This is a genomic window from Pseudomonas rustica (assembly GCF_049959085.1).
Classification (GTDB): Bacteria; Pseudomonadota; Gammaproteobacteria; order Pseudomonadales; family Pseudomonadaceae; genus Aquipseudomonas; species Aquipseudomonas rustica.
Window position 1 is genome coordinate 1104046 of the sequence record NZ_CP188200.1, and the last position, 18923, is coordinate 1122968.

General features: G+C 54.9%; 18 protein-coding genes. 17 read left to right on the plus strand and 1 reads right to left on the minus strand.

Annotation, left to right across the window (positions count from 1 at the left end; all coding sequences use genetic code 11):
• Nucleotides 1-211: 211 nt before the first annotated feature.
• From serC to ACP3TY_RS05335, 17 genes are all read left to right on the plus strand, one after another.
• Nucleotides 212-1297 (plus strand): 3-phosphoserine/phosphohydroxythreonine transaminase, encoded by a 1086-nt coding sequence (gene serC / locus ACP3TY_RS05255; RefSeq protein WP_053122464.1) that lies wholly within the window; start codon nucleotides 212-214, stop codon nucleotides 1295-1297.
• Complete coding sequence (pheA, locus tag ACP3TY_RS05260; RefSeq protein ID WP_007908404.1) at nucleotides 1297-2391, plus strand: prephenate dehydratase; 1095 nt, start codon at nucleotides 1297-1299, stop codon at nucleotides 2389-2391. Before serC ends, pheA begins: the two co-directional genes overlap by 1 nt.
• Before the next feature lie 13 nt (nucleotides 2392-2404).
• Nucleotides 2405-3517 (plus strand): histidinol-phosphate transaminase, encoded by a 1113-nt coding sequence (gene hisC, locus ACP3TY_RS05265; protein ID WP_426619366.1) that lies wholly within the window; start codon nucleotides 2405-2407, stop codon nucleotides 3515-3517.
• Nucleotides 3518-3545: 28 nt separating this feature from the next.
• Nucleotides 3546-5753, plus strand: a complete 2208-nt coding sequence (locus ACP3TY_RS05270; protein ID WP_426619367.1) for a bifunctional prephenate dehydrogenase/3-phosphoshikimate 1-carboxyvinyltransferase — start codon at nucleotides 3546-3548, stop codon at nucleotides 5751-5753.
• Nucleotides 5750-6439, plus strand: a complete 690-nt coding sequence (cmk, locus tag ACP3TY_RS05275) for a (d)CMP kinase (protein ID WP_053122460.1) — start codon at nucleotides 5750-5752, stop codon at nucleotides 6437-6439. Before ACP3TY_RS05270 ends, cmk begins: the two co-directional genes overlap by 4 nt.
• A 119-nt stretch (nucleotides 6440-6558) precedes the next feature.
• A complete protein-coding gene (gene rpsA, locus ACP3TY_RS05280; protein WP_053122458.1) occupies nucleotides 6559-8241 on the plus strand; it encodes a 30S ribosomal protein S1 in 1683 nt (560 codons plus the stop codon).
• A gap of 197 nt (nucleotides 8242-8438) precedes the next feature.
• Nucleotides 8439-8717: a hypothetical protein gene (locus ACP3TY_RS05285; protein WP_212543750.1), complete on the plus strand. Its 279-nt coding sequence runs from the start codon at nucleotides 8439-8441 to the stop codon at nucleotides 8715-8717.
• 145 nt (nucleotides 8718-8862) lie between these two features.
• Nucleotides 8863-9159 (plus strand): integration host factor subunit beta, encoded by a 297-nt coding sequence (gene ihfB, locus ACP3TY_RS05290; RefSeq protein ID WP_003189779.1) that lies wholly within the window; start codon nucleotides 8863-8865, stop codon nucleotides 9157-9159.
• A 30-nt stretch (nucleotides 9160-9189) separates the two neighbouring features.
• Nucleotides 9190-9429, plus strand: a complete 240-nt coding sequence (locus ACP3TY_RS05295; protein WP_400648826.1) for a LapA family protein — start codon at nucleotides 9190-9192, stop codon at nucleotides 9427-9429.
• A gap of 224 nt (nucleotides 9430-9653) precedes the next feature.
• Nucleotides 9654-10730 carry a dTDP-glucose 4,6-dehydratase gene (gene rfbB / locus ACP3TY_RS05300; protein ID WP_426619368.1) on the plus strand — a complete coding sequence of 359 codons (1077 nt, stop codon included), beginning with the start codon at nucleotides 9654-9656 and terminating at the stop codon, nucleotides 10728-10730.
• Nucleotides 10727-11620 (plus strand): dTDP-4-dehydrorhamnose reductase, encoded by an 894-nt coding sequence (rfbD, locus tag ACP3TY_RS05305; protein WP_426619369.1) that lies wholly within the window; start codon nucleotides 10727-10729, stop codon nucleotides 11618-11620. The genes rfbB and rfbD overlap by 4 nt, the downstream gene beginning before the upstream one ends.
• Nucleotides 11617-12507: a glucose-1-phosphate thymidylyltransferase RfbA gene (rfbA, locus tag ACP3TY_RS05310; protein ID WP_426619370.1), complete on the plus strand. Its 891-nt coding sequence runs from the start codon at nucleotides 11617-11619 to the stop codon at nucleotides 12505-12507. Before rfbD ends, rfbA begins: the two co-directional genes overlap by 4 nt.
• A gap of 55 nt (nucleotides 12508-12562) precedes the next feature.
• Nucleotides 12563-13483 (plus strand): glycosyltransferase, encoded by a 921-nt coding sequence (locus ACP3TY_RS05315; RefSeq protein WP_426619371.1) that lies wholly within the window; start codon nucleotides 12563-12565, stop codon nucleotides 13481-13483.
• A complete protein-coding gene (locus ACP3TY_RS05320; protein ID WP_426620434.1) occupies nucleotides 13480-14442 on the plus strand; it encodes a UDP-glucose 4-epimerase family protein in 963 nt (320 codons plus the stop codon). The genes ACP3TY_RS05315 and ACP3TY_RS05320 overlap by 4 nt, the downstream gene beginning before the upstream one ends.
• Entirely contained in the window at nucleotides 14439-15452 is a 1014-nt protein-coding gene (locus ACP3TY_RS05325) for an MraY family glycosyltransferase (protein ID WP_426619372.1), read from the plus strand. The genes ACP3TY_RS05320 and ACP3TY_RS05325 overlap by 4 nt, the downstream gene beginning before the upstream one ends.
• Nucleotides 15453-15560: 108 nt before the next feature.
• The gene (gene cysC / locus ACP3TY_RS05330) at nucleotides 15561-16154 is read left to right on the plus strand and encodes an adenylyl-sulfate kinase (RefSeq protein WP_426619373.1); all 594 of its coding nucleotides are present in this window, start codon (nucleotides 15561-15563) and stop codon (nucleotides 16152-16154) included.
• Nucleotides 16151-17530 carry an FAD/NAD(P)-binding protein gene (locus tag ACP3TY_RS05335; RefSeq protein WP_426619374.1) on the plus strand — a complete coding sequence of 460 codons (1380 nt, stop codon included), beginning with the start codon at nucleotides 16151-16153 and terminating at the stop codon, nucleotides 17528-17530. Before cysC ends, ACP3TY_RS05335 begins: the two co-directional genes overlap by 4 nt.
• Before the next feature lie 145 nt (nucleotides 17531-17675).
• On the opposite strand, the gene ACP3TY_RS05340 is transcribed toward ACP3TY_RS05335, so the two are convergent.
• On the minus strand, nucleotides 17676-18923 hold the full coding sequence (locus ACP3TY_RS05340; RefSeq protein ID WP_426619375.1) for a glycosyltransferase: 1248 nt from the start codon (nucleotides 18921-18923) through the stop codon (nucleotides 17676-17678).

An 18923-nucleotide genomic window follows, 5' to 3' on the forward strand; every position in this document is an offset into this window, starting at 1 on the left:
GGATGAGAATTCGCCCCCTTGTTATTTGTCCTGTTTGAAAATTTGCAACACTGTACGGGATCGTTCCCACGCTCTGCGTGGGAATGCCGCTCGGGACGCTCCGCGTCCCATGACGCAGAGCGTCATTGGATGCATCCCCACGCAGAGCGTGGGAACGATCATCCGCAGACCAAAAGATTTAAGTGACCACCAAATCAGAGCGAGATTGGATGTGAGCAAGCGAGCCTATAACTTCTGCGCCGGTCCTGCGGCGCTTCCTGAAGCTGTCCTGCAGCGCGCCCAGGGTGAACTCCTTGATTGGCACGGCAAGGGTCTGTCGGTCATGGAAATGAGCCATCGCAGCGATGAGTTCGTGTCCATTGCCACCCAGGCCGAGCAGGATCTGCGTGACCTGCTGAATATCCCGTCGAACTACAAAGTGCTGTTTCTGCAAGGTGGCGCCAGCCAGCAATTCGCGCAGATTCCACTGAACCTGTTGCCTGAAGGCGGTTCTGCCGACTATATCGACACCGGTATCTGGTCGCAGAAAGCCATCGAAGAAGCCTCGCGCTACGGCCACGTCAACGTCGCCGCCACCGCCAAGCCTTACGACTATTTCGCCATCCCGGGCCAGAACGAGTGGAACCTGTCGAAAGACGCCGCTTACGTTCACTACGCGCCGAACGAAACCATCGGCGGTCTGGAATTCCAGTGGATCCCGGAAGTCGGTGACGTGCCGCTGGTGGCTGACATGTCTTCGGACATTCTGTCGCGCCCGGTCGATATCTCGCGTTTCGGCATGATCTACGCCGGCGCCCAGAAAAACATCGGGCCGAGCGGCATCGTCGTCAACATCATCCGCGAAGACTTGCTCGGCAAGGCGCGCGCACTGTGCCCGACCATGCTCGACTACAAAGTCGCGGCGGATAACGGCTCGATGTACAACACCCCGCCGACCTTGGCCTGGTACCTGTCCGGTCTGGTGTTCCAGTGGCTGAAAGAGCAGGGCGGCGTTGACGCGATCGCCAAACTCAACGACGTCAAGCAGCGCACGCTGTACGACTTCATCGACGCCAGCGGCCTCTACAGCAACCCGATCAACAAATCGGATCGCTCGTGGATGAACGTGCCATTCCGTCTGGCCGATGATCGTCTGGACAAGCCGTTCCTGGTTGGTGCCGAAGCGCGCGGTCTGCTTAACCTGAAGGGGCACCGCTCTGTGGGCGGTATGCGCGCCTCCATCTATAACGCCGTCGACATCACCGCGGTCAACGCGCTGGTGGCGTACATGGCTGAATTCGAGAAGGAACACGGCTGATGTCCGAGCAAGAACTCAAGGCACTGCGCGTTCGCATTGACGCTCTGGACACCAAAGTCATGGAGCTGATCAGTGAGCGTGCGCGTTGCGCCCAGGAAGTCGCGCGAGTAAAGATGGCCTCGCTGGCCGAAGGCGAAGTGCCGGTGTTCTATCGTCCTGAGCGTGAAGCTCAGGTGCTCAAGCGTGTGATGGAGCGCAATCAGGGGCCGCTGGGCAACGAAGAAATGGCGCGGTTGTTCCGCGAAATCATGTCGTCGTGCCTGGCGCTCGAGCAGCCGCTGAAAGTGGCTTACCTCGGCCCTGAAGGCACCTTCACCCAAGCGGCAGCCATGAAACACTTCGGCCACGCCGTCATCAGCAAGCCGATGGCAGCTATCGACGAAGTGTTCCGTGAAGTCGCCGCCGGTGCGGTGAATTTTGGCGTGGTGCCGGTGGAAAACTCCACCGAAGGCGCGGTTAATCACACGCTGGACAGCTTTCTCGAACACGACATGGTCATCTGTGGCGAAGTCGAACTGCGCATTCACCATCACCTGTTGGTCGGTGAAAACACCAAGACCGACAGCATCAGCCGCATCTATTCCCACGCGCAGTCGCTGGCGCAGTGCCGCAAGTGGCTGGACGCGCACTACCCGAATGTCGAGCGCGTCGCGGTGTCGAGCAACGCTGAAGCCGCCAAGCGGGTTAAAGGTGAGTGGAATTCGGCGGCGATTGCCGGTGACATGGCGGCCGGTCTGTATGGCCTGACCCGTCTGGCCGAGAAGATCGAAGACCGTCCGGACAACTCGACGCGCTTCCTGATGATTGGTAACCAGGAAGTGCCGCCGACCGGCGACGACAAGACTTCGATCATCGTGTCGATGAGCAACAAGCCCGGCGCGCTCCACGAGCTGCTGGTGCCGTTCCACGACAACGGGATCGACCTGACCCGCATCGAAACCCGTCCATCGCGCAGCGGTAAATGGACCTACGTGTTCTTCATCGACTTCGTCGGCCACCACCGTGATCCGTTGATCAAAGGTGTGCTGGAAAAGATCAGTCAGGAAGCAGTAGCACTCAAAGTGCTGGGTTCCTACCCGAAAGCAGTTCTCTAAGGGGCGGTAGCAAATGAGTGGCAACTTCCTCGCTCTGGCACAGCCGGGCGTGCAACAACTTTCGCCGTACGTTCCGGGCAAGCCTGTGGACGAACTGGCGCGCGAGCTGGATCTGGATCCGGCAAAAATCGTCAAACTGGCGAGCAATGAAAATCCGCTGGGCGCCAGCCCGAAAGCCTTGGCGGCGATCCGCGAAGAGCTGGCCGAGCTGACCCGTTATCCGGATGGCAACGGTTTCGCGCTGAAATCCCTGCTGGCCGAGCAATGCCGTGTCGAGCTGAACCAGGTCACCTTGGGCAACGGTTCCAACGACATTCTTGAGCTGGTCGCGCGCGCCTATCTGGCGCCGGGCCTTAATGCGGTGTTCAGTGAGCACGCGTTTGCGGTGTACCCGATCGCCACTCAAGCGGTCGGCGCTCAGGCCAAAGTGGTGCCGGCGAAGGACTGGGGGCATGACCTGCCTAAAATGCTCGCGGCCATCGACGCCAACACCCGCGTGGTGTTCATCGCCAACCCGAACAACCCGACTGGCACCTGGTTCGGCGCTGAAGCGCTGGACGAGTTCCTGCAGGATGTTCCGGAGCATGTGTTGGTGGTGCTGGACGAGGCTTACATCGAGTACGCCGAAGGCAGTGATTTGCCGGACGGTCTGGATTTCCTCGCCGCTTACCCGAACCTGTTGGTTTCGCGCACGTTCTCCAAGGCTTACGGTTTGGCGGCATTGCGCGTCGGCTACGGCCTGTCGACCCCGGTTGTCGCCGATGTGCTCAACCGTGTTCGTCAGCCATTCAACGTCAACAGCCTCGCTTTGGCGGCAGCCTGCGCAGCGTTGAAGGACGAGGAATATCTGGCGCAAAGCCGTCAGCTCAACGAATCGGGCATGCAGCAGCTGCAAGCCGGTTTCCGTGAGCTGGGCCTGAACTGGATCGAGTCCAAGGGCAATTTCATCTGCGTCGATCTCGCACAAATTGCAGCCCCGGTATTCCAGGGTTTGCTGCGCGAAGGCGTGATCGTGCGTCCGGTGGCCAATTACGGCATGCCGAATCACCTGCGGGTGACCATCGGTCTGCCAGCGGAAAACAGCCGCTTCCTCGAAGCGCTGCGCAAGGTTCTGGCTCGTGGGTGATGTCACTGCAATGCAATCTGCTGCACCTATGATCGGTCGCCTTGTGGTGGTCGGTCTGGGGTTAATCGGTGGTTCGTTTGCCAAAGGCTTGCGTGAAAGCGGTATCTGCCGCGAAGTGGTCGGGGTCGATCTCGATCCGCAATCGCGCAAACTGGCGGTCGAGTTGGGTGTGGTTGATCGCTGTGAGGATGACCTGGCTGCGGCATGCCAGGGCGCTGACGTGATTCAACTGGCGGTGCCGATCCTGGCCATGGAAAAAGTGCTCGCGCGTCTGGCGAGCATGGATCTCGGGCAGGCGATTCTGACTGATGTCGGCAGCGCCAAAGGCAATGTGGTGCGCGCGGCAACCGAAGCGTTTGGCGCGATGCCGCCGCGTTTCGTGCCGGGCCATCCGATCGCCGGTTCCGAGCAGAGCGGGGTGGAAGCTTCCAATGCCGAACTGTTCCGTCGTCACAAAGTGATTCTCACGCCGCTCGAGCAAACCGATCCGGCCGCGCTGGCGGTGGTTGATCGTCTGTGGCGCGAATTGGGCGCCGACGTCGAGCACATGCAGGTCGAGCGTCACGATGAAGTGTTGGCCGCGACCAGTCATCTGCCACACTTGCTGGCTTTCGGTCTGGTCGATTCGTTGGCCAAGCGCAATGAAAACCTTGAGATCTTCCGTTACGCTGCCGGTGGTTTTCGCGATTTCACAAGAATCGCCGGAAGCGACCCGGTGATGTGGCACGACATCTTCCTCGCTAACCGCGAGGCTGTTCTGCGCACACTCGATACATTTCGCAGCGACCTCGACGCCTTGCGCGACGCGGTCGATGCAGGGGATGGGCACCAATTGTTGGGCGTCTTCACGCGCGCCCGGGTTGCCCGCGAGCATTTCAGTAAAATCCTGGCCCGCAGGGCCTATGTGGACGCTATGAATTCCAACGATCTGATCTTCCTGGCTCAACCTGGTGGCCGCCTGTCCGGTCGGATTCGCGTACCGGGCGACAAATCCATTTCCCACCGTTCGATCATGCTCGGTTCGCTGGCCGAAGGCGTCACCGAAGTCGAAGGCTTCCTTGAGGGCGAAGACGCCCTGGCGACCTTGCAGGCGTTCCGCGACATGGGCGTGGTCATCGAAGGCCCGCACCACGGCCGCGTGACCATCCACGGTGTCGGCCTGCACGGTCTGAAACCGGCGCCGGGCCCGATCTATCTGGGCAACTCCGGTACCTCGATGCGTCTGCTCTCCGGCCTGTTGGCTGCGCAGAACTTCGACAGTACTTTGACTGGCGATGCCTCGCTGTCCAAGCGTCCGATGAATCGCGTGGCCAATCCACTGCGTGAAATGGGCGCCGTGATTGAAACCGCGGCTGAAGGTCGTCCACCGATGACTATTCGTGGCGGTCACAAGCTCAAAGGCCTGACCTACACCATGCCGATGGCCAGTGCTCAGGTGAAATCCTGCCTGCTGCTCGCCGGTCTGTACGCTGAAGGCAAGACCACTGTGACCGAGCCCGCTCCGACTCGCGACCACACCGAGCGCATGCTGCGTGGTTTCGGCTATCCGGTCAGCGTTGAAGGCGCTACGGCTTCGGTTGAGTCCGGCGGCAAACTGACTGCGACCCACATTGAAGTCCCGGGCGACATCTCGTCGTCGGCGTTCTTCCTTGTAGCGGCCTCGATCGCCGAAGGTTCGGAGCTGGTGCTTGAGCACGTCGGCATCAACCCGACCCGTACTGGCGTTATCGACATCCTGCGCCTGATGGGTGCTGACATCACTCTGGAGAACCAGCGTGAAGTTGGCGGTGAGCCTGTCGCTGACCTGCGCGTGCGGGCAGCTAAACTCAAAGGCATCGAGATTCCGGAAGCGCTGGTTCCACTGGCGATCGACGAATTCCCGGTGCTGTTCGTGGCGGCCGCCTGTGCCGAAGGGCGCACCGTACTGACCGGCGCTGAAGAGTTGCGGGTCAAGGAATCGGATCGCATTCAGGTCATGGCGGACGGTTTGCTGGCGCTGGGCGTCAAGTGCGAACCGACCCCGGACGGCATCATCATCGACGGCGGCCAGATCGGCGGCGGCGAAGTGCATGGTCACGGCGATCACCGTATTGCCATGGCTTTCAGCGTGGCCTCGCTGCGCGCCACTGCACCGATCCGCATCCATGATTGCGCCAACGTCGCGACATCGTTCCCGAACTTCCTCGCATTGTGCGGGCAGGTCGGTATTCGTGTGGCACAAGAGGCTCAGTCGTGAACAACATTGCACCGGTCATCACCATTGATGGGCCCAGCGGCTCGGGCAAAGGCACCGTAGCCGGGATTCTGGCCAAGCGTCTGGGCTGGAACCTGCTGGATTCCGGTGCGCTATACCGTTTGCTCGCCTTTGCTGCGCACAACCATGGTGTTGATCTGACCAATGAAGAGCTGCTGAAGAAACTCGCCGCTCATCTGGATGTTCAGTTTATTGCGGCGACCGACGGTCAGTTGCAACGCATCATTCTGGAAGGCGACGAAGTCAGCGATGTCATCCGCACTGAAAGCGTCGGTTCCGGTGCTTCTCAAGTGGCTGCATTGCCGGCCGTACGCGAGGCGCTGCTGCAGCGCCAGCGGGCTTTCCAGGAAGCGCCGGGCCTTGTCGCGGATGGTCGCGACATGGGTACCGTGGTTTTTCCAGGCGCGCCGCTGAAGATTTTCCTGACCGCCAGTGCCGAGGAGAGAGCGCGCCGTCGATATTTGCAGTTGAAGGGCAAAGTCGAGGGTGTTAGTCTGTCGAGTCTGCTAGATGAGATCCGTGCGCGCGACGAGCGTGACACCCAGCGAGCGGTAGCCCCGCTTAAGCCGGCGGCTGACGCCATACAGCTGGATTCCACGGAGTTGTCCATCGACCAGGTGCTTGAACGCATCATGAGCGAGATCGCCATTCGCGATATCGCCGGGTGACCAAGAAGGCCACAGGGGACCAGTCATAGTCCTGCGGCGCTTCTTCTATATGAAACTAACCCACACCGTCTGGGGTGTGGAGATGGGCGTATCCTTCGCCCTCATTTACAGGAATTAAAATGAGCGAAAGCTTTGCGGAACTCTTTGAAGAAAGCCTAAAAACCCTGAACCTTCAGGCAGGCTCCATCATCACCGGTGTTATCGTTGATATCGATTACCAAGCTCGCTGGGTAACCGTTCACGCTGGCCTGAAGTCTGAAGCACTCATCCCGCTTGAGCAGTTCTACAACGACGCTGGCGATCTGACTATCAATGTCGGTGACGAAGTTCACGTTGCTCTGGACTCGGTTGAAGACGGTTTCGGTGAAACCAAGCTGTCCCGTGAAAAAGCCAAGCGCGCTGAGTGCTGGATCGTTCTGGAAGCAGCCTTCGCAGCTGAGGAAGTGGTCAAGGGCGTTATCAACGGTAAGGTTAAAGGCGGCTTCACTGTCGACGTTAACGGCATCCGTGCGTTCCTGCCAGGTTCCCTGGTTGACGTCCGTCCAGTGCGCGACACCACGCACCTGGAAGGCAAAGAGCTGGAATTCAAGGTCATCAAGCTGGATCAGAAGCGCAACAACGTTGTCGTTTCCCGTCGCAGCGTCCTGGAAGCCGAGAACTCCGCCGAGCGTGAAGCTCTGCTGGAATCCTTGCAGGAAGGCCAGCAAGTCAAAGGTATCGTCAAAAACCTCACCGATTACGGCGCATTCGTCGATCTGGGTGGCGTGGACGGCCTGCTGCACATCACCGACATGGCCTGGAAGCGCATCAAGCATCCTTCCGAGATCGTCAACGTTGGTGACGAAATCGACGTTAAGGTTCTGAAATACGATCGCGAACGCAACCGTGTTTCCCTGGGCCTGAAGCAACTGGGCGAAGATCCATGGGTTGCTATCAAAGCCCGTTACCCAGAGAGCACTCGCGTTACCGCTCGTGTAACCAACCTGACCGACTACGGCTGCTTCGCTGAGCTGGAAGAAGGCGTTGAAGGTCTGGTACACGTTTCGGAAATGGACTGGACCAACAAGAACATCCACCCTTCGAAAGTCGTACAAGTCGGCGACGAAGTGGAAGTTATGGTTCTGGACATCGACGAAGAGCGTCGTCGTATCTCCCTGGGCATCAAGCAGTGCAAATCTAACCCATGGGAAGATTTCTCTGGCCAGTTCAACAAGGGCGATAAAATCTCCGGCACCATCAAGTCGATCACCGATTTCGGTATCTTCATTGGTCTGGACGGCGGCATCGACGGTCTGGTTCACTTGTCCGACATCTCCTGGAACGAAGTTGGCGAAGAAGCTGTTCGTCGTTTCAAGAAGGGCGACGAGCTGGACACCGTTATCCTGTCGGTTGACCCAGAGCGCGAGCGCATCTCCCTGGGTATCAAGCAACTGGAAAGCGATCCGTTCTCCGAGTACGTTCAAGAGAACGACAAAGGCGCCATCGTTAAAGGCACTGTGAAAGAAGTTGACGCCAAAGGCGCCATCATCGTTCTGGCCGACGATATCGAAGCGACTCTGAAAGCCTCCGAAATCAGCCGTGACCGCGTTGAAGACGCGCGCAACGTTCTGAAAGAAGGCCAGGAAGTAGAAGCCAAGATCATCAGCGTTGATCGCAAGAGCCGCGTAATCCAGCTCTCCATCAAGTCGAAAGACGATGCTGAAGAGAAAGAAGCTATCCAAAGCCTGAAGGCTGAAGAAGCTCCTACTGGCGACACCACCATGGCGGCACTGCTGCGCCAGGCAATGGCCAAACAGAACTAAGTTCTGCTTGATCATTAAAAAGGGCGACTTCGGTCGCCCTTTTTTGTGCCTGCGATTTGGTGGAGCGGCACCTCTCGCGTGAAACCAATCTTGTTACTCAATTGTCTGTTTCTTTATTCGGATCAATCGTCTATTCGCGACTAGGCTTAGGCTGAAGATCGCAGTAGTCGGGCAGATTGCCTGGCATAAGGAAGTGAATGAACAAGTTTATCGTGTTGGTCGGTGTGCTGATGTTGGCGGGCTGCGCCACGAGCGCCAAGACGCATGTGGTGCGCGGCGTCAGCGGCATCGAGGTTGATTGCTCGGGGTTGGGCTCGAGTTGGGAGAAGTGTCAAAAGCGCGCCACAAAAGAATGCAAAGGCGCAGGCTACAAGGTCATTACCAGATCCGATGATGCCAAGGATGATGATCAGTATCCTTTTGGCTTCAATCCTGCGGGCTACCTGACGCGCACGATGTTGGTGATGTGTCGATAGGGTGGCCGTTTATAGAGCTTGTGCCCTGAAAACGGGCGTTTCAATGCGCAGGAAGATATGTCAATCCCTGGGCTGTTCAAAATCTTCCGGGCGTGCTAAAACCTTTCAAGCGCTGATCTAGCTGCTTGAAAAAGAAGGGAAAAATATGACGAAGTCGGAGTTGATCGAACGAATTGTCACCCATCAAGGGCTGCTCTCATCCAAGGATGTGGAGCTGGCCATCAAGACCATGCTTGAACAAATGTCTCAATGTCTGGCCACCGGTGATCGAATCGAGATCCGCGGTTTTGGCAGCTTCTCCTTGCACTATCGCGCGCCGCGCGTAGGGCGCAATCCAAAAACCGGCCAGTCGGTGAGTCTGGACGGAAAATTCGTTCCGCATTTCAAGCCAGGTAAAGAACTGCGCGATCGTGTGAACGAAGAAGAGGAGGAGGGGGTTTGATCTTCGCTCTGAATTATCAAGGAGGCGTGCGTGCGTAACCTCAAACGTATTCTTCTCGGTGTTTTTGTTTTGCTGCTGGTGCTGGTTATTCTGGCTTTCATCCTTGAAAACCAGCAGTCGGTCGCGCTGATGTTTCTGGGGTGGTCGGGGCCTCAACTGCCTGTTTCGCTCGTCGCGGTTGTAGCGTTGCTTATCGGAATGCTGATTGGGCCAATTATTGGCTGGTTTCTTGGGCGTTCGACTCGAGCAGCGCGCAAACGTCTGGCGTAATCAAGGTCGGTGCGACGCGTAAATCAATTTGCACCACAGTTTGTCTATATCCATTAGTAAAACGCTCATTAAGCTGTAAAATGCTGCGCTTGTTCGATAGTGGCATATTTACACATCGATTCAGACAGACTCTGACAGAAGCCTGCTTTCCTGCGGTTTTTGCATTCATGGATTAGACGGTGCTCGTTGGTGACACTGTCAGCAACTCAAGGGTATGGTTTCGCGTGAAAATTCTAGTTACCGGCGGCGCCGGGTTTATCGGCTCGGCAGTCATCCGTCACATCATCTCCAATACCACTGACTCTGTCGTCAACGTCGACAAGTTGACTTACGCCGGTAACCTGGAGTCCTTGGCTGAAGTCAGTCAGAACTCACGTTATGCGTTCGAGCGCGTTGATATCTGCGATCGCGAACAAATTGATCGCGTCCTGCGTGAGCACCAGCCGGATGCCATCATGCATTTGGCAGCGGAATCGCACGTCGACCGTTCGATCTCTGGCCCGTCCGAGTTCATCCAGACAAATATCATTGGCACTTACACTCTGTTGGAAGCCTCGCGTCACTACTGGGCGGCCATGGATGATGCACGTAAGGCCAATTTCCGCTTTCACCATATTTCCACTGACGAAGTGTACGGTGATCTGGAAGGCCCGGAGGATCTCTTCACTGAAACCACTCCGTATCAACCGAGTTCGCCGTACTCGGCCAGCAAGGCAAGTTCCGACCACCTGGTTCGTGCCTGGGCGCGCACTTACGGCCTGCCGACGTTGGTCACCAACTGCTCGAACAACTATGGCCCTTGCCACTTCCCTGAGAAATTGATTCCTCTGATCATTCTCAACGCACTGGAAGGCAAGCCATTGCCGGTTTACGGGAAGGGCGATCAAATTCGCGATTGGCTGTATGTTGAAGACCACGCACGTGCCTTGTACAAAGTCGTTACCGAGGGTGTTCTGGGTGAGACCTACAACATCGGCGGTCATAACGAAAAGCAAAACATCGAAGTAGTGCATACCCTTTGCGCGCTGCTGGATGAGTTGCGTCCTGACTCTGCTCACCGTCCGCACGCAAGCTTGATCACTTATGTGCAAGATCGCCCAGGTCACGACCTGCGTTACGCGATCGATGCGAGCAAGATCGAGCGTGAGCTTGGCTGGACGCCGGAAGAGACTTTCGAAACCGGTATTCGTAAAACTGTCGAATGGTACCTCACCAATACTGAGTGGGTTGAGCACGTGAAAAGCGGTAGCTACCAGCAGTGGATCGACCAGAACTACGCGGATCGCTCGAACAAAGAATGAAAATCCTTCTTTTAGGAAAAAATGGCCAAGTGGGCTGGGAGCTGCAACGTTCCCTGGCCACGCTTGGTGATTTGACAGCTTTGGATCGATCTACGGTCAATGACTTGTGCGGCGATTTGGCTGATCTCGACGCATTGCGAAAAACGATCAGGCATATCAAACCTCAGATTATTGTGAACGCAGCGGCTTACACGGCCGTGGATAAAGCTGAGTCAGAACCCGAGTTGGCTGATCTTGTTAACGGTCGGGCGACTCAGGTTCTTGCTGAAGAAGCTGCAGCGCTCGACGCTTGGCTGGTGCATTACTCAACCGACTACGTATTCAATGGTGAAGGTTCGACGCCTTGGAGTGAAACGGCTGCTGTATCCCCCGTTAATCACTATGGCGCCAGCAAATTGCTGGGTGAACAAGCGATTATTGCATCGGGTTGCAAGTATGCGATCTTCCGTACGAGTTGGGTCTATGGTGCACGCGGTAATAACTTCGCCAAGACAATGTTGCGCTTGGCCAAGGATCGCGAAACGCTGAGCGTTATTGCCGACCAGATCGGTGCGCCAACTGGAGCAGATTTGATTGCCGACGTGACCGCGTTGGCTATTCAGCACCTCTTGCAGCGTCCTGAGCTGGCAGGCCTCTATCATCTTGCCGCCGCAGGCGAAGTGTCATGGCATGGTTATGCCAGTCATGTGATCGACTTTGCCAAAGCCAATGGTGAAGCGTTAGCGGTCAAAGAAATCAAGGCGATTGAAACAGTCGCCTATCCAACACCTGCACGCCGCCCACTGAACTCCCGTCTGGATACTCAGAAACTGCGTGACAATTTTTCTCTACACTTGCCGGATTGGCAAAGTGGTGTAACCCGAATGCTTAGGGAAGTTCTGAACAAATGACCACGACAAATCGTAAAGGCATTATCCTCGCTGGCGGTTCCGGCACACGTCTGCATCCACTGACTCTGGGTGTGTCCAAGCAGATGTTGCCGATCTACGACAAGCCAATGATCTTCTACCCGCTGTCGGTACTGATGCTGGCCGGCATGCGTGAAATTCTGATTATCTCAACGCCTGAGGATCTGCCACTGTTTCGCAAGTTGCTGGGTGATGGCAGCCTTTACGGCATTGAGCTGACATATGCTGAGCAACCTAGTCCTGATGGTCTGGCTCAGGCTTTCATTATCGGCGAAGAATTTATCGGCGAAGATCCTTGCTGCCTGATTCTGGGCGACAATATTTTCTACGGTCAGCACTTCTCGGACAACCTGCGCTCCGCTACCGAGCAAAAGAGCGGCGCTACGGTCTTCGGTTATCACGTTTCTGATCCGGAGCGATTTGGTGTGGTTGAATTCGACTCCACCGGTCGCGCGCTCAGTATTGAAGAGAAACCGGCGAAGCCCAAGTCGAACTATGCAGTGACCGGCCTGTATTTCTACGACAACGAAGTTGTCGAGATTGCCAAGAACATCAAGCCTTCTGAGCGTGGTGAACTGGAAATTACCGATGTCAACCGTGTGTATCTCGAGCGCAAGTCGCTGAATGTTGAAATGCTCGGCCGTGGTTTTGCCTGGCTTGATACCGGCACTCACGACTCGTTGCTTGAAGCCAGTCACTTTGTGCATACCATTGAGCAGCGTCAGGGTCTCAAGGTCGCTTGCCTGGAAGAGATCGCTTACCACAATGGCTGGATCACTTCCGAGCAGTTGGGCACACAGGCTAATGCTTTGAAGAAAACGGGTTACGGACAGTACCTGCAGAAGCTTTTGGACTCGCCTTCCCACTGATTTGGAAGCACTGTTGTTCCAACAGTAATGTTTAGTCGGTTCAAGCAGGAATGGCATGCCAGTAAAACATCCCAAGGTTGCGGTTTTGCTGGCTGCCTACAATGGTATGCAGTGGATCGAGGAGCAAATAGCCTCGATCCTCGGCCAGTCTGCTGTTGATGTCTGTATCTACATCAGTATCGACACCTCCTCGGACGGCACCGAACAGTGGTGTTCCGAACGCGCAGCCAGAGAAGAGCGCATCAACCTTTTACCTCCTGCAGGCACTTTTGGCGGTGCCGCGCGCAATTTCTTCAGATTGATTCGTGAAGTCGATCTGAATCCTTATGACTACGTCTCTTTCGCCGATCAAGATGATATTTGGTATCCGGATAAACTCTGGCGTGCCACACAGGCGATTCAAATACGGCAAGTCGATGCCTATTCCAGCAATGTTCGGGCTTTTTGGCCGGACGGTCGCACTCATGTCCTGGATAAAGCTCAGCCCCAGGTTGATTGGGATTTTCTTTTCGAGGCGGCGGGCCCCGGCTGCACGTATGTGATGAATAAAGCCGTTGCCTCATCGCTCAAGAACTCGACACTTGTCGATTGGCAGCAGTTGCATGCAGTTACCTTGCATGACTGGTATTGCTATGCGCATGCAAGAAGTCATGGCTTTAGCTGGTTCATCGATCCGAAACCTTCAATGGATTACCGTCAGCATGAGCGAAATCAAGTAGGTGCCAATAAAGGTCTGAGCTCTTTGGTCGCTCGATATAGAACGATTCGCGATGGCTGGTGGTTTAGCCAAGTGCAAATGATCGTCCGTTTGGTGGGGCTGGAATCCGATCCATTCGTCCAGAAATGGTTACCCCTTCGACCCGTTCAATTGACGAGGCTTTCATTCAACGCATGGCGTTGTCGACGGCGGGGACGCGACAAATTCCTCTTTTTTTGCATCTGCTGGGTCACGGCGGCAAGGAAGCTTTTCAAATGATTGGCGCAAAAGTATTGGTGACAGGGGCGGCGGGGTTTGTCGGTGAAGGTTTGATTTTTCGCCTGTTGTTGGACAGGCGTTATCGTCCGATTGCCGCCGCCCGTGGCCAAACACGGCTACTTGGGTTGTGTCCGGTGCAATCTTTCGATCTGCTTGATGAGCAATGTTTAATTGAACTGGATGACGTAGAGGTCGTCGTTCATGCGGCGGCTCGCGTGCATGTTTTGCATGAGCAGTCTGAGAACGCATTGTCCGAATTTCGCAAAGTCAATGTTCAAGGAACGCTGAAGTTGGCAAAGCGTGCTGCTCAATCGGGGGTCAAACGCTTCATTTTCATCAGCTCGATCAAGGTCAATGGTGAAAGCACGCAAGAAGGGAAACCGTTTACTGCTGACGACCAGGCTAGACCGCTGGATCCTTACGGCGTCTCCAAGCATGAAGCTGAAGTCGGTTTGATCCAGTTAGGACGCGATACAGGCATGGAAATCGTGATCATTCGTCCTCCGCTGGTATATGGTCCTGGCGTAAAAGCCAATTTTCTCAGCATGTTGATTTGGTTGGACAGAGGTCTGCCGCTGCCCTTGGGTGCGATTCGTAATCAACGTAGCCTGGTCGCGCTCGATAATTTAATCAGCCTCGTTGTCACCTGCATTGACCACCCGGCAGCCTCGGGTCAGGTATTTTTGGTCAGCGATGGTGAGGACGTTTCTACCACTCAGTTGTTGCGCTTGCTGTCCGAAGCATTGGATAAATCGTCCTGTCTGATTCCTGTTCCCCAGGCCGTGTTGAAAGTTGTCGCGCAAGTGATTGGCAAGGGTGATGTGGCGCAACGGATTTGCGGTTCACTTCAGGTCGATATCGAAAAAACTCGTAAATTGCTCGATTGGACACCACCAGAAAAAATGAAAACTGCTGCGCGTAAAACGGCAATTTACTACAGGGAAGAGAATGCCAAATGATGGTGGGCGGACTGATATTGTCGGTATTTGCACTGTCCTGGCTGCTCACGGCATGCCTGCGGCGATACGCGCTCTCGCGAAGTTTGATGGATGTTCCTAATGAACGCAGCGCGCACTCCGTACCCACTCCGCGGGGTGGTGGTGTCGCGATTGTTGCTTCATTTCTTGTGGGTTTGCCGGTTCTGGCTCAGTTGGACATTTTGAGTTTGACTACGCTTTACGCATTGCTGGGTGGTGGATTCTTGGTGGCCCTGATCGGTTTCGCTGATGATCATGGCCACATACCTGCAAAGTGGCGATTGATCGGACATTTTTTAGCGGGTTGCTGGGTGTTGTATTGGCTTGGAGGTCTTGCACCCCTCGAGATACTTAATACACGAATTGATTTAGGTTGGGCGGGTCGCTTTTTCGCGCTGATGTACCTCGTCTGGATGCTCAATCTTTATAACTTCATGGATGGCATCGACGGGTTGGCCAGCGCTGAAGCCGTGAGTGTCTGCCTTGGCATATGTCTGGTTTATTGGGTCGCCGGTTACGGGGCACTTGCCTGGTCGCCGCTGTTATTAGCTGCAGCGGTCAGTGGATTTTTATGCTGGAATTTTCCGCCGGCGAAAATTTTCATGGGTGATGCGGGAAGTGGTTTCCTGGGATTGATCCTCGGCACGATGACGCTGGAAGCTGCGTGGCACAATCCGCAGCTGTTATGGAGCTGGATCATTCTCTTGGCCATATTCATTGTCGACGCCACGTGGACGTTGGGACGTCGTTTATTCAGAGGTGAAAAGATCTATGAGGCCCATAGCAGCCATGGTTATCAACACGCGGCCAGGCGCTTCGGCCACAAGCCAGTGACGCTTGCAGTTGTCACTATCAATGTTGTGTTTTTGCTGCCGATATCGCTACTGGTCGCGCTGAAATATCTAGACGCGTTTTATGGCCTGCTGCTCGTTTTTGTACCGTTGAGTTTCATGGCAATTGCATTTAAAGCCGGTCGGCCCAAAATCGTGTAGGCAACGTATGTGATTGATCTGACGCCTGGTGCGGCCATTCCAGTGTTGCTTGGCTGATGTTGGTGCGCTAACCCGCTAATGATAAGAACTCCAGAGTGACTAGAAACCATGAAAAACAATCTCACCAGCCAGCCCATTTCAACGACGGGCAGAGTTCGTGGCGAACAGAAAAATCAACGTCCTGTCGTGATCTGGCTAACCGGGCTCAGCGGGTCGGGTAAGTCGTCCCTGGCTGATGCGCTCGAACAACGACTGGTCGCAAAAGGGTGCCATACCTATCTGCTGGACGGTGATAACGTCCGCATGGGGTTGTGCAAGGATCTGGGTTTCGGTGATCGTGATCGTGAGGAAAATATCCGGCGGGTCGCCGAGGTGGCAAATTTGTTCGTGGATGCCGGGCTGATCGTTATTACTTCTTTCATTTCACCCTTTCACCGTGATCGAGCATTGGCGCGTAGCGTGATTGGTGATGAATGTTTTATCGAGGTGTATATCAACACGCCGCTCAACGAGTGCGAGCGCCGTGATCCCAAGGGGCTGTACAGCAAAGCCCGACAAGGACTGATCAAGAATTTTACGGGTATTGATTCTCCTTATGAGCAACCCGGTGCTCCTGACATTACGATCGATACCCTGACTCAATCTGTCGATCAAAGTGTCGATGTGGTTATTGAATACCTGAAAAACTGGGATGCCAAGTGAAGCATTTAGTCATCATTGGGGCAGGCTTTAGCGGAACGGTTACAGCTATCGAGTTTTTAAAATCGGCGCCGCAAGGTGCGCGACTGACGATCATCAATCGTTCAGGCAAGATGGCGCGTGGTTTGGCCTACGGCACCAATAGTCCGGATCATCTGCTCAATGTCCCTGCGGGCAATATGTCAGCACTGGTAGACGAGCCTGGCTCCTTTCTTGATTATTGTCAGAAAATTGAACCCGCGACCCATTCAGGCAGTTTTGTTTCCCGCAAGATGTACGGGGCCTATCTCAATGACCTACTTGAGGGGATGAAATCTACTTCGAGTGTTCAATGTGCCAGTATCATGGGCGAAGTACATTCAATCCGACCCGCGGACGATAATGCGGGTGCCGTGATTGACTTGCACACAGGCGAGCAATTAGAGGCCGATCATGTTGTTCTGGCCTTCGGTAACTTCCCTCCCGCGAATCCGGCAGGCTTACAGATGCTTAAAGGTTCTGCGCGTTATGTGGAGGATCCATGGTCGTCCGCGGCGGAGCAGCACTTGCCCTCGAAAGCTGGGCACATCTTGTTGATCGGTAGTGGCCTGACCGCGGTTGATACCTTCATTTCGTTGCAACAGTCGAATCCTCAGGCCAGGATTACAATGCTTTCGCGTCGAGGATTATTACCCACCAATCATCGTCAAAAAATGCCTGCGAGTGGCTATAAGACCGCTATTTGTGATCACATGCTGGCGGCCACGCCAACCATCGCTTGCTACGTGAAACTCGTTCGACAAGAGATCGCACAATCCCCTGAGCACTGGCGAGAAATAGTTGCTGCACTCAGACCCATCACCTCTGAGTTGTGGGATCGATTGCCAATTATCGAGCGTCGGCGTTTTCTTCGTCACGTGCAGCCGCATTGGGATGTTTACCGACATCGGGTAGCGCCACAAACATTCCAGGTATTTCAAGAAGCGCTCGAAGCTTCCAGAATTGAGTCGCTTGCTGGTCGAATAGTGTCTGCGAACCTCGAACAGGATGGTGTTTCTTTACGCATCAAATCGAGAGGCAAGCATGATGTTCTCGAGTATCGCTTCGATCAAGTGATCAATTGCACTGGTCCTTGCACGGACATCAGCAGAATTTCCGATACCTTTATTTCTTACCTGGCGGGCGAGTCAATGGTTTGCGCTGATCCATTGAGTATCGGTATCAATGTGGGCAAAGATTACTCGGTCCTGAATTCGGCGGGTGAGGGCAAGCAGTGGTTGAGCTACGTCGGCCCTATGCTGAAAGCCGGGCTCTGGGAGGCAACGGCAGTGCCTGAACTTCGACAACATGCCCGTTTACTCGCACGACAAGTTGCTGAGCGTTTTCGGCGATTCGAGTAGGTTGATCCTGACGGGATCCCTCACCTCGTTTCAGGCGAGTTGTGCCAACGCCACAAACAAAAAGCCCGTATTTTTACAAATACGGACTTTTTTTTTGAATTGTGCAGTAGGGATGCTTTAACAAGTAGGTGCTAAATACGTGTCGTTATTCTTGCGCTGTCATGATCGCCGAGTGGGAAAGGAGGTGTTCAAGCCCTTCCACCATTTTGTCCCCTTCAGCTGACCAAGACGCTGACTCAGTAAAGGCAAACGCATTTTTCTTGATCTGCTCCCTCAATGTCGATGAGCAAAGAACTTGTTCCAGCGCTTCTGCCAGGTCATTGACGGTTGGCGTGGCGAGCATGGCGATGTCGTCGTTAAGCAGCCATTCGGTGCAGTCCGCGCGGTTACTGACAACCGGTACGCCACAGGCCATTATTTCTAGTGGCAAGAGCGAAAGATTTGTCATCGACAGGACGAGCGCTGCATCACAGGAACTGTACAACTCGGCCAATTCATCAGGGTTTTTCAAGCCTGCGTGATCGCACGAGAAAGGAAATGCGTAATGATGAACGTCCCAGCCTGCCATCACCACCGTCAAGTTCGGAATTCGTCGAGCCAGTTCGGCGAGCACCAGTACACCAAGCTCGAAAGCTCTGCGCGCGGTGGGAGGGCGCACGTAAAAGAATACGCGGGTAGTTGCCGTGTCGAGTCTTGAATGGGGTTTATACAACGCTCTGTCAAATGAGAAGCCCAGCGCAGTAGTCGACATGCCGAACTCTTTGGTCAGCAGCGTTGACAGCCAGCTGCCGGCCGTGAAGCCGTGGAAGCCAAACCAATAGGTTTGCTCCGCCAACGCATATTCTGTCCCTGCCGGGTAAAACCAAGGTTCAAAGTCTTGAACGAAATAGCACTTGTGAGTTGATGCTTGGATGTTTTTAACTGAATAAGCGGTTTGCCACGATGTTGCGATAGAAAATGCAGCAGTGGGGACCACTCCGTTGATGAAGTAGACCTCAAGGTTGTCGATGCCAAACCAGGAACGAATCGTCGCCTGAGTCTTGGCGACAGATTGCTCACCATCATCTTCGACAATGACAACTCGACTAGTGAAGCCCTGCGTCCCTACGTGTTGCATAAACCGGAAAAGATTGAGGTGCCCCCCGGAGCCTTTGCCAATGGGCGGAATGTACCAATTAATGGTTTTGGCGCCATTGCGTAAAGCATCGTCCGGCTGCTGAACGACCGGTGCAAAGTTCAGGAAACGATAAGCATGCATGACGTCAGGCTTGGTAAACAGCGAACGCGAGCTTCTCATGCGCCGAGACAGAATATTGAGGAATGAAGACACGCCTTCCTGTCTTATATGGTTCAACGATTTTTTGATTTGTGCAGCGAGCAAGTGAGCATTCAC

Excerpts from the sequence above, each read along its gene's own strand:
- pheA (WP_007908404.1), top strand. The coding sequence starts at position 1,297 with ATGTCCGAGCAAGAACTCAAGGCACTGCGCGTTCGCATTGACGCTCTG.
- ihfB (WP_003189779.1), top strand. The coding sequence starts at position 8,863 with ATGACGAAGTCGGAGTTGATCGAACGAATTGTCACCCATCAAGGGCTG.
- rfbD (WP_426619369.1), top strand. The coding sequence starts at position 10,727 with ATGAAAATCCTTCTTTTAGGAAAAAATGGCCAAGTGGGCTGGGAGCTG.
- ACP3TY_RS05285 (WP_212543750.1), top strand. The coding sequence starts at position 8,439 with ATGAACAAGTTTATCGTGTTGGTCGGTGTGCTGATGTTGGCGGGCTGC.
- ACP3TY_RS05315 (WP_426619371.1), top strand. The coding sequence starts at position 12,563 with ATGCCAGTAAAACATCCCAAGGTTGCGGTTTTGCTGGCTGCCTACAAT.
- rfbA (WP_426619370.1), top strand. The coding sequence starts at position 11,617 with ATGACCACGACAAATCGTAAAGGCATTATCCTCGCTGGCGGTTCCGGC.
- cysC (WP_426619373.1), top strand. The coding sequence starts at position 15,561 with ATGAAAAACAATCTCACCAGCCAGCCCATTTCAACGACGGGCAGAGTT.
- rpsA (WP_053122458.1), top strand. The coding sequence starts at position 6,559 with ATGAGCGAAAGCTTTGCGGAACTCTTTGAAGAAAGCCTAAAAACCCTG.
- ACP3TY_RS05325 (WP_426619372.1), top strand. The coding sequence starts at position 14,439 with ATGATGGTGGGCGGACTGATATTGTCGGTATTTGCACTGTCCTGGCTG.
- ACP3TY_RS05270 (WP_426619367.1), top strand. The coding sequence starts at position 3,546 with ATGATCGGTCGCCTTGTGGTGGTCGGTCTGGGGTTAATCGGTGGTTCG.
- ACP3TY_RS05320 (WP_426620434.1), top strand. The coding sequence starts at position 13,480 with ATGATTGGCGCAAAAGTATTGGTGACAGGGGCGGCGGGGTTTGTCGGT.
- hisC (WP_426619366.1), top strand. The coding sequence starts at position 2,405 with ATGAGTGGCAACTTCCTCGCTCTGGCACAGCCGGGCGTGCAACAACTT.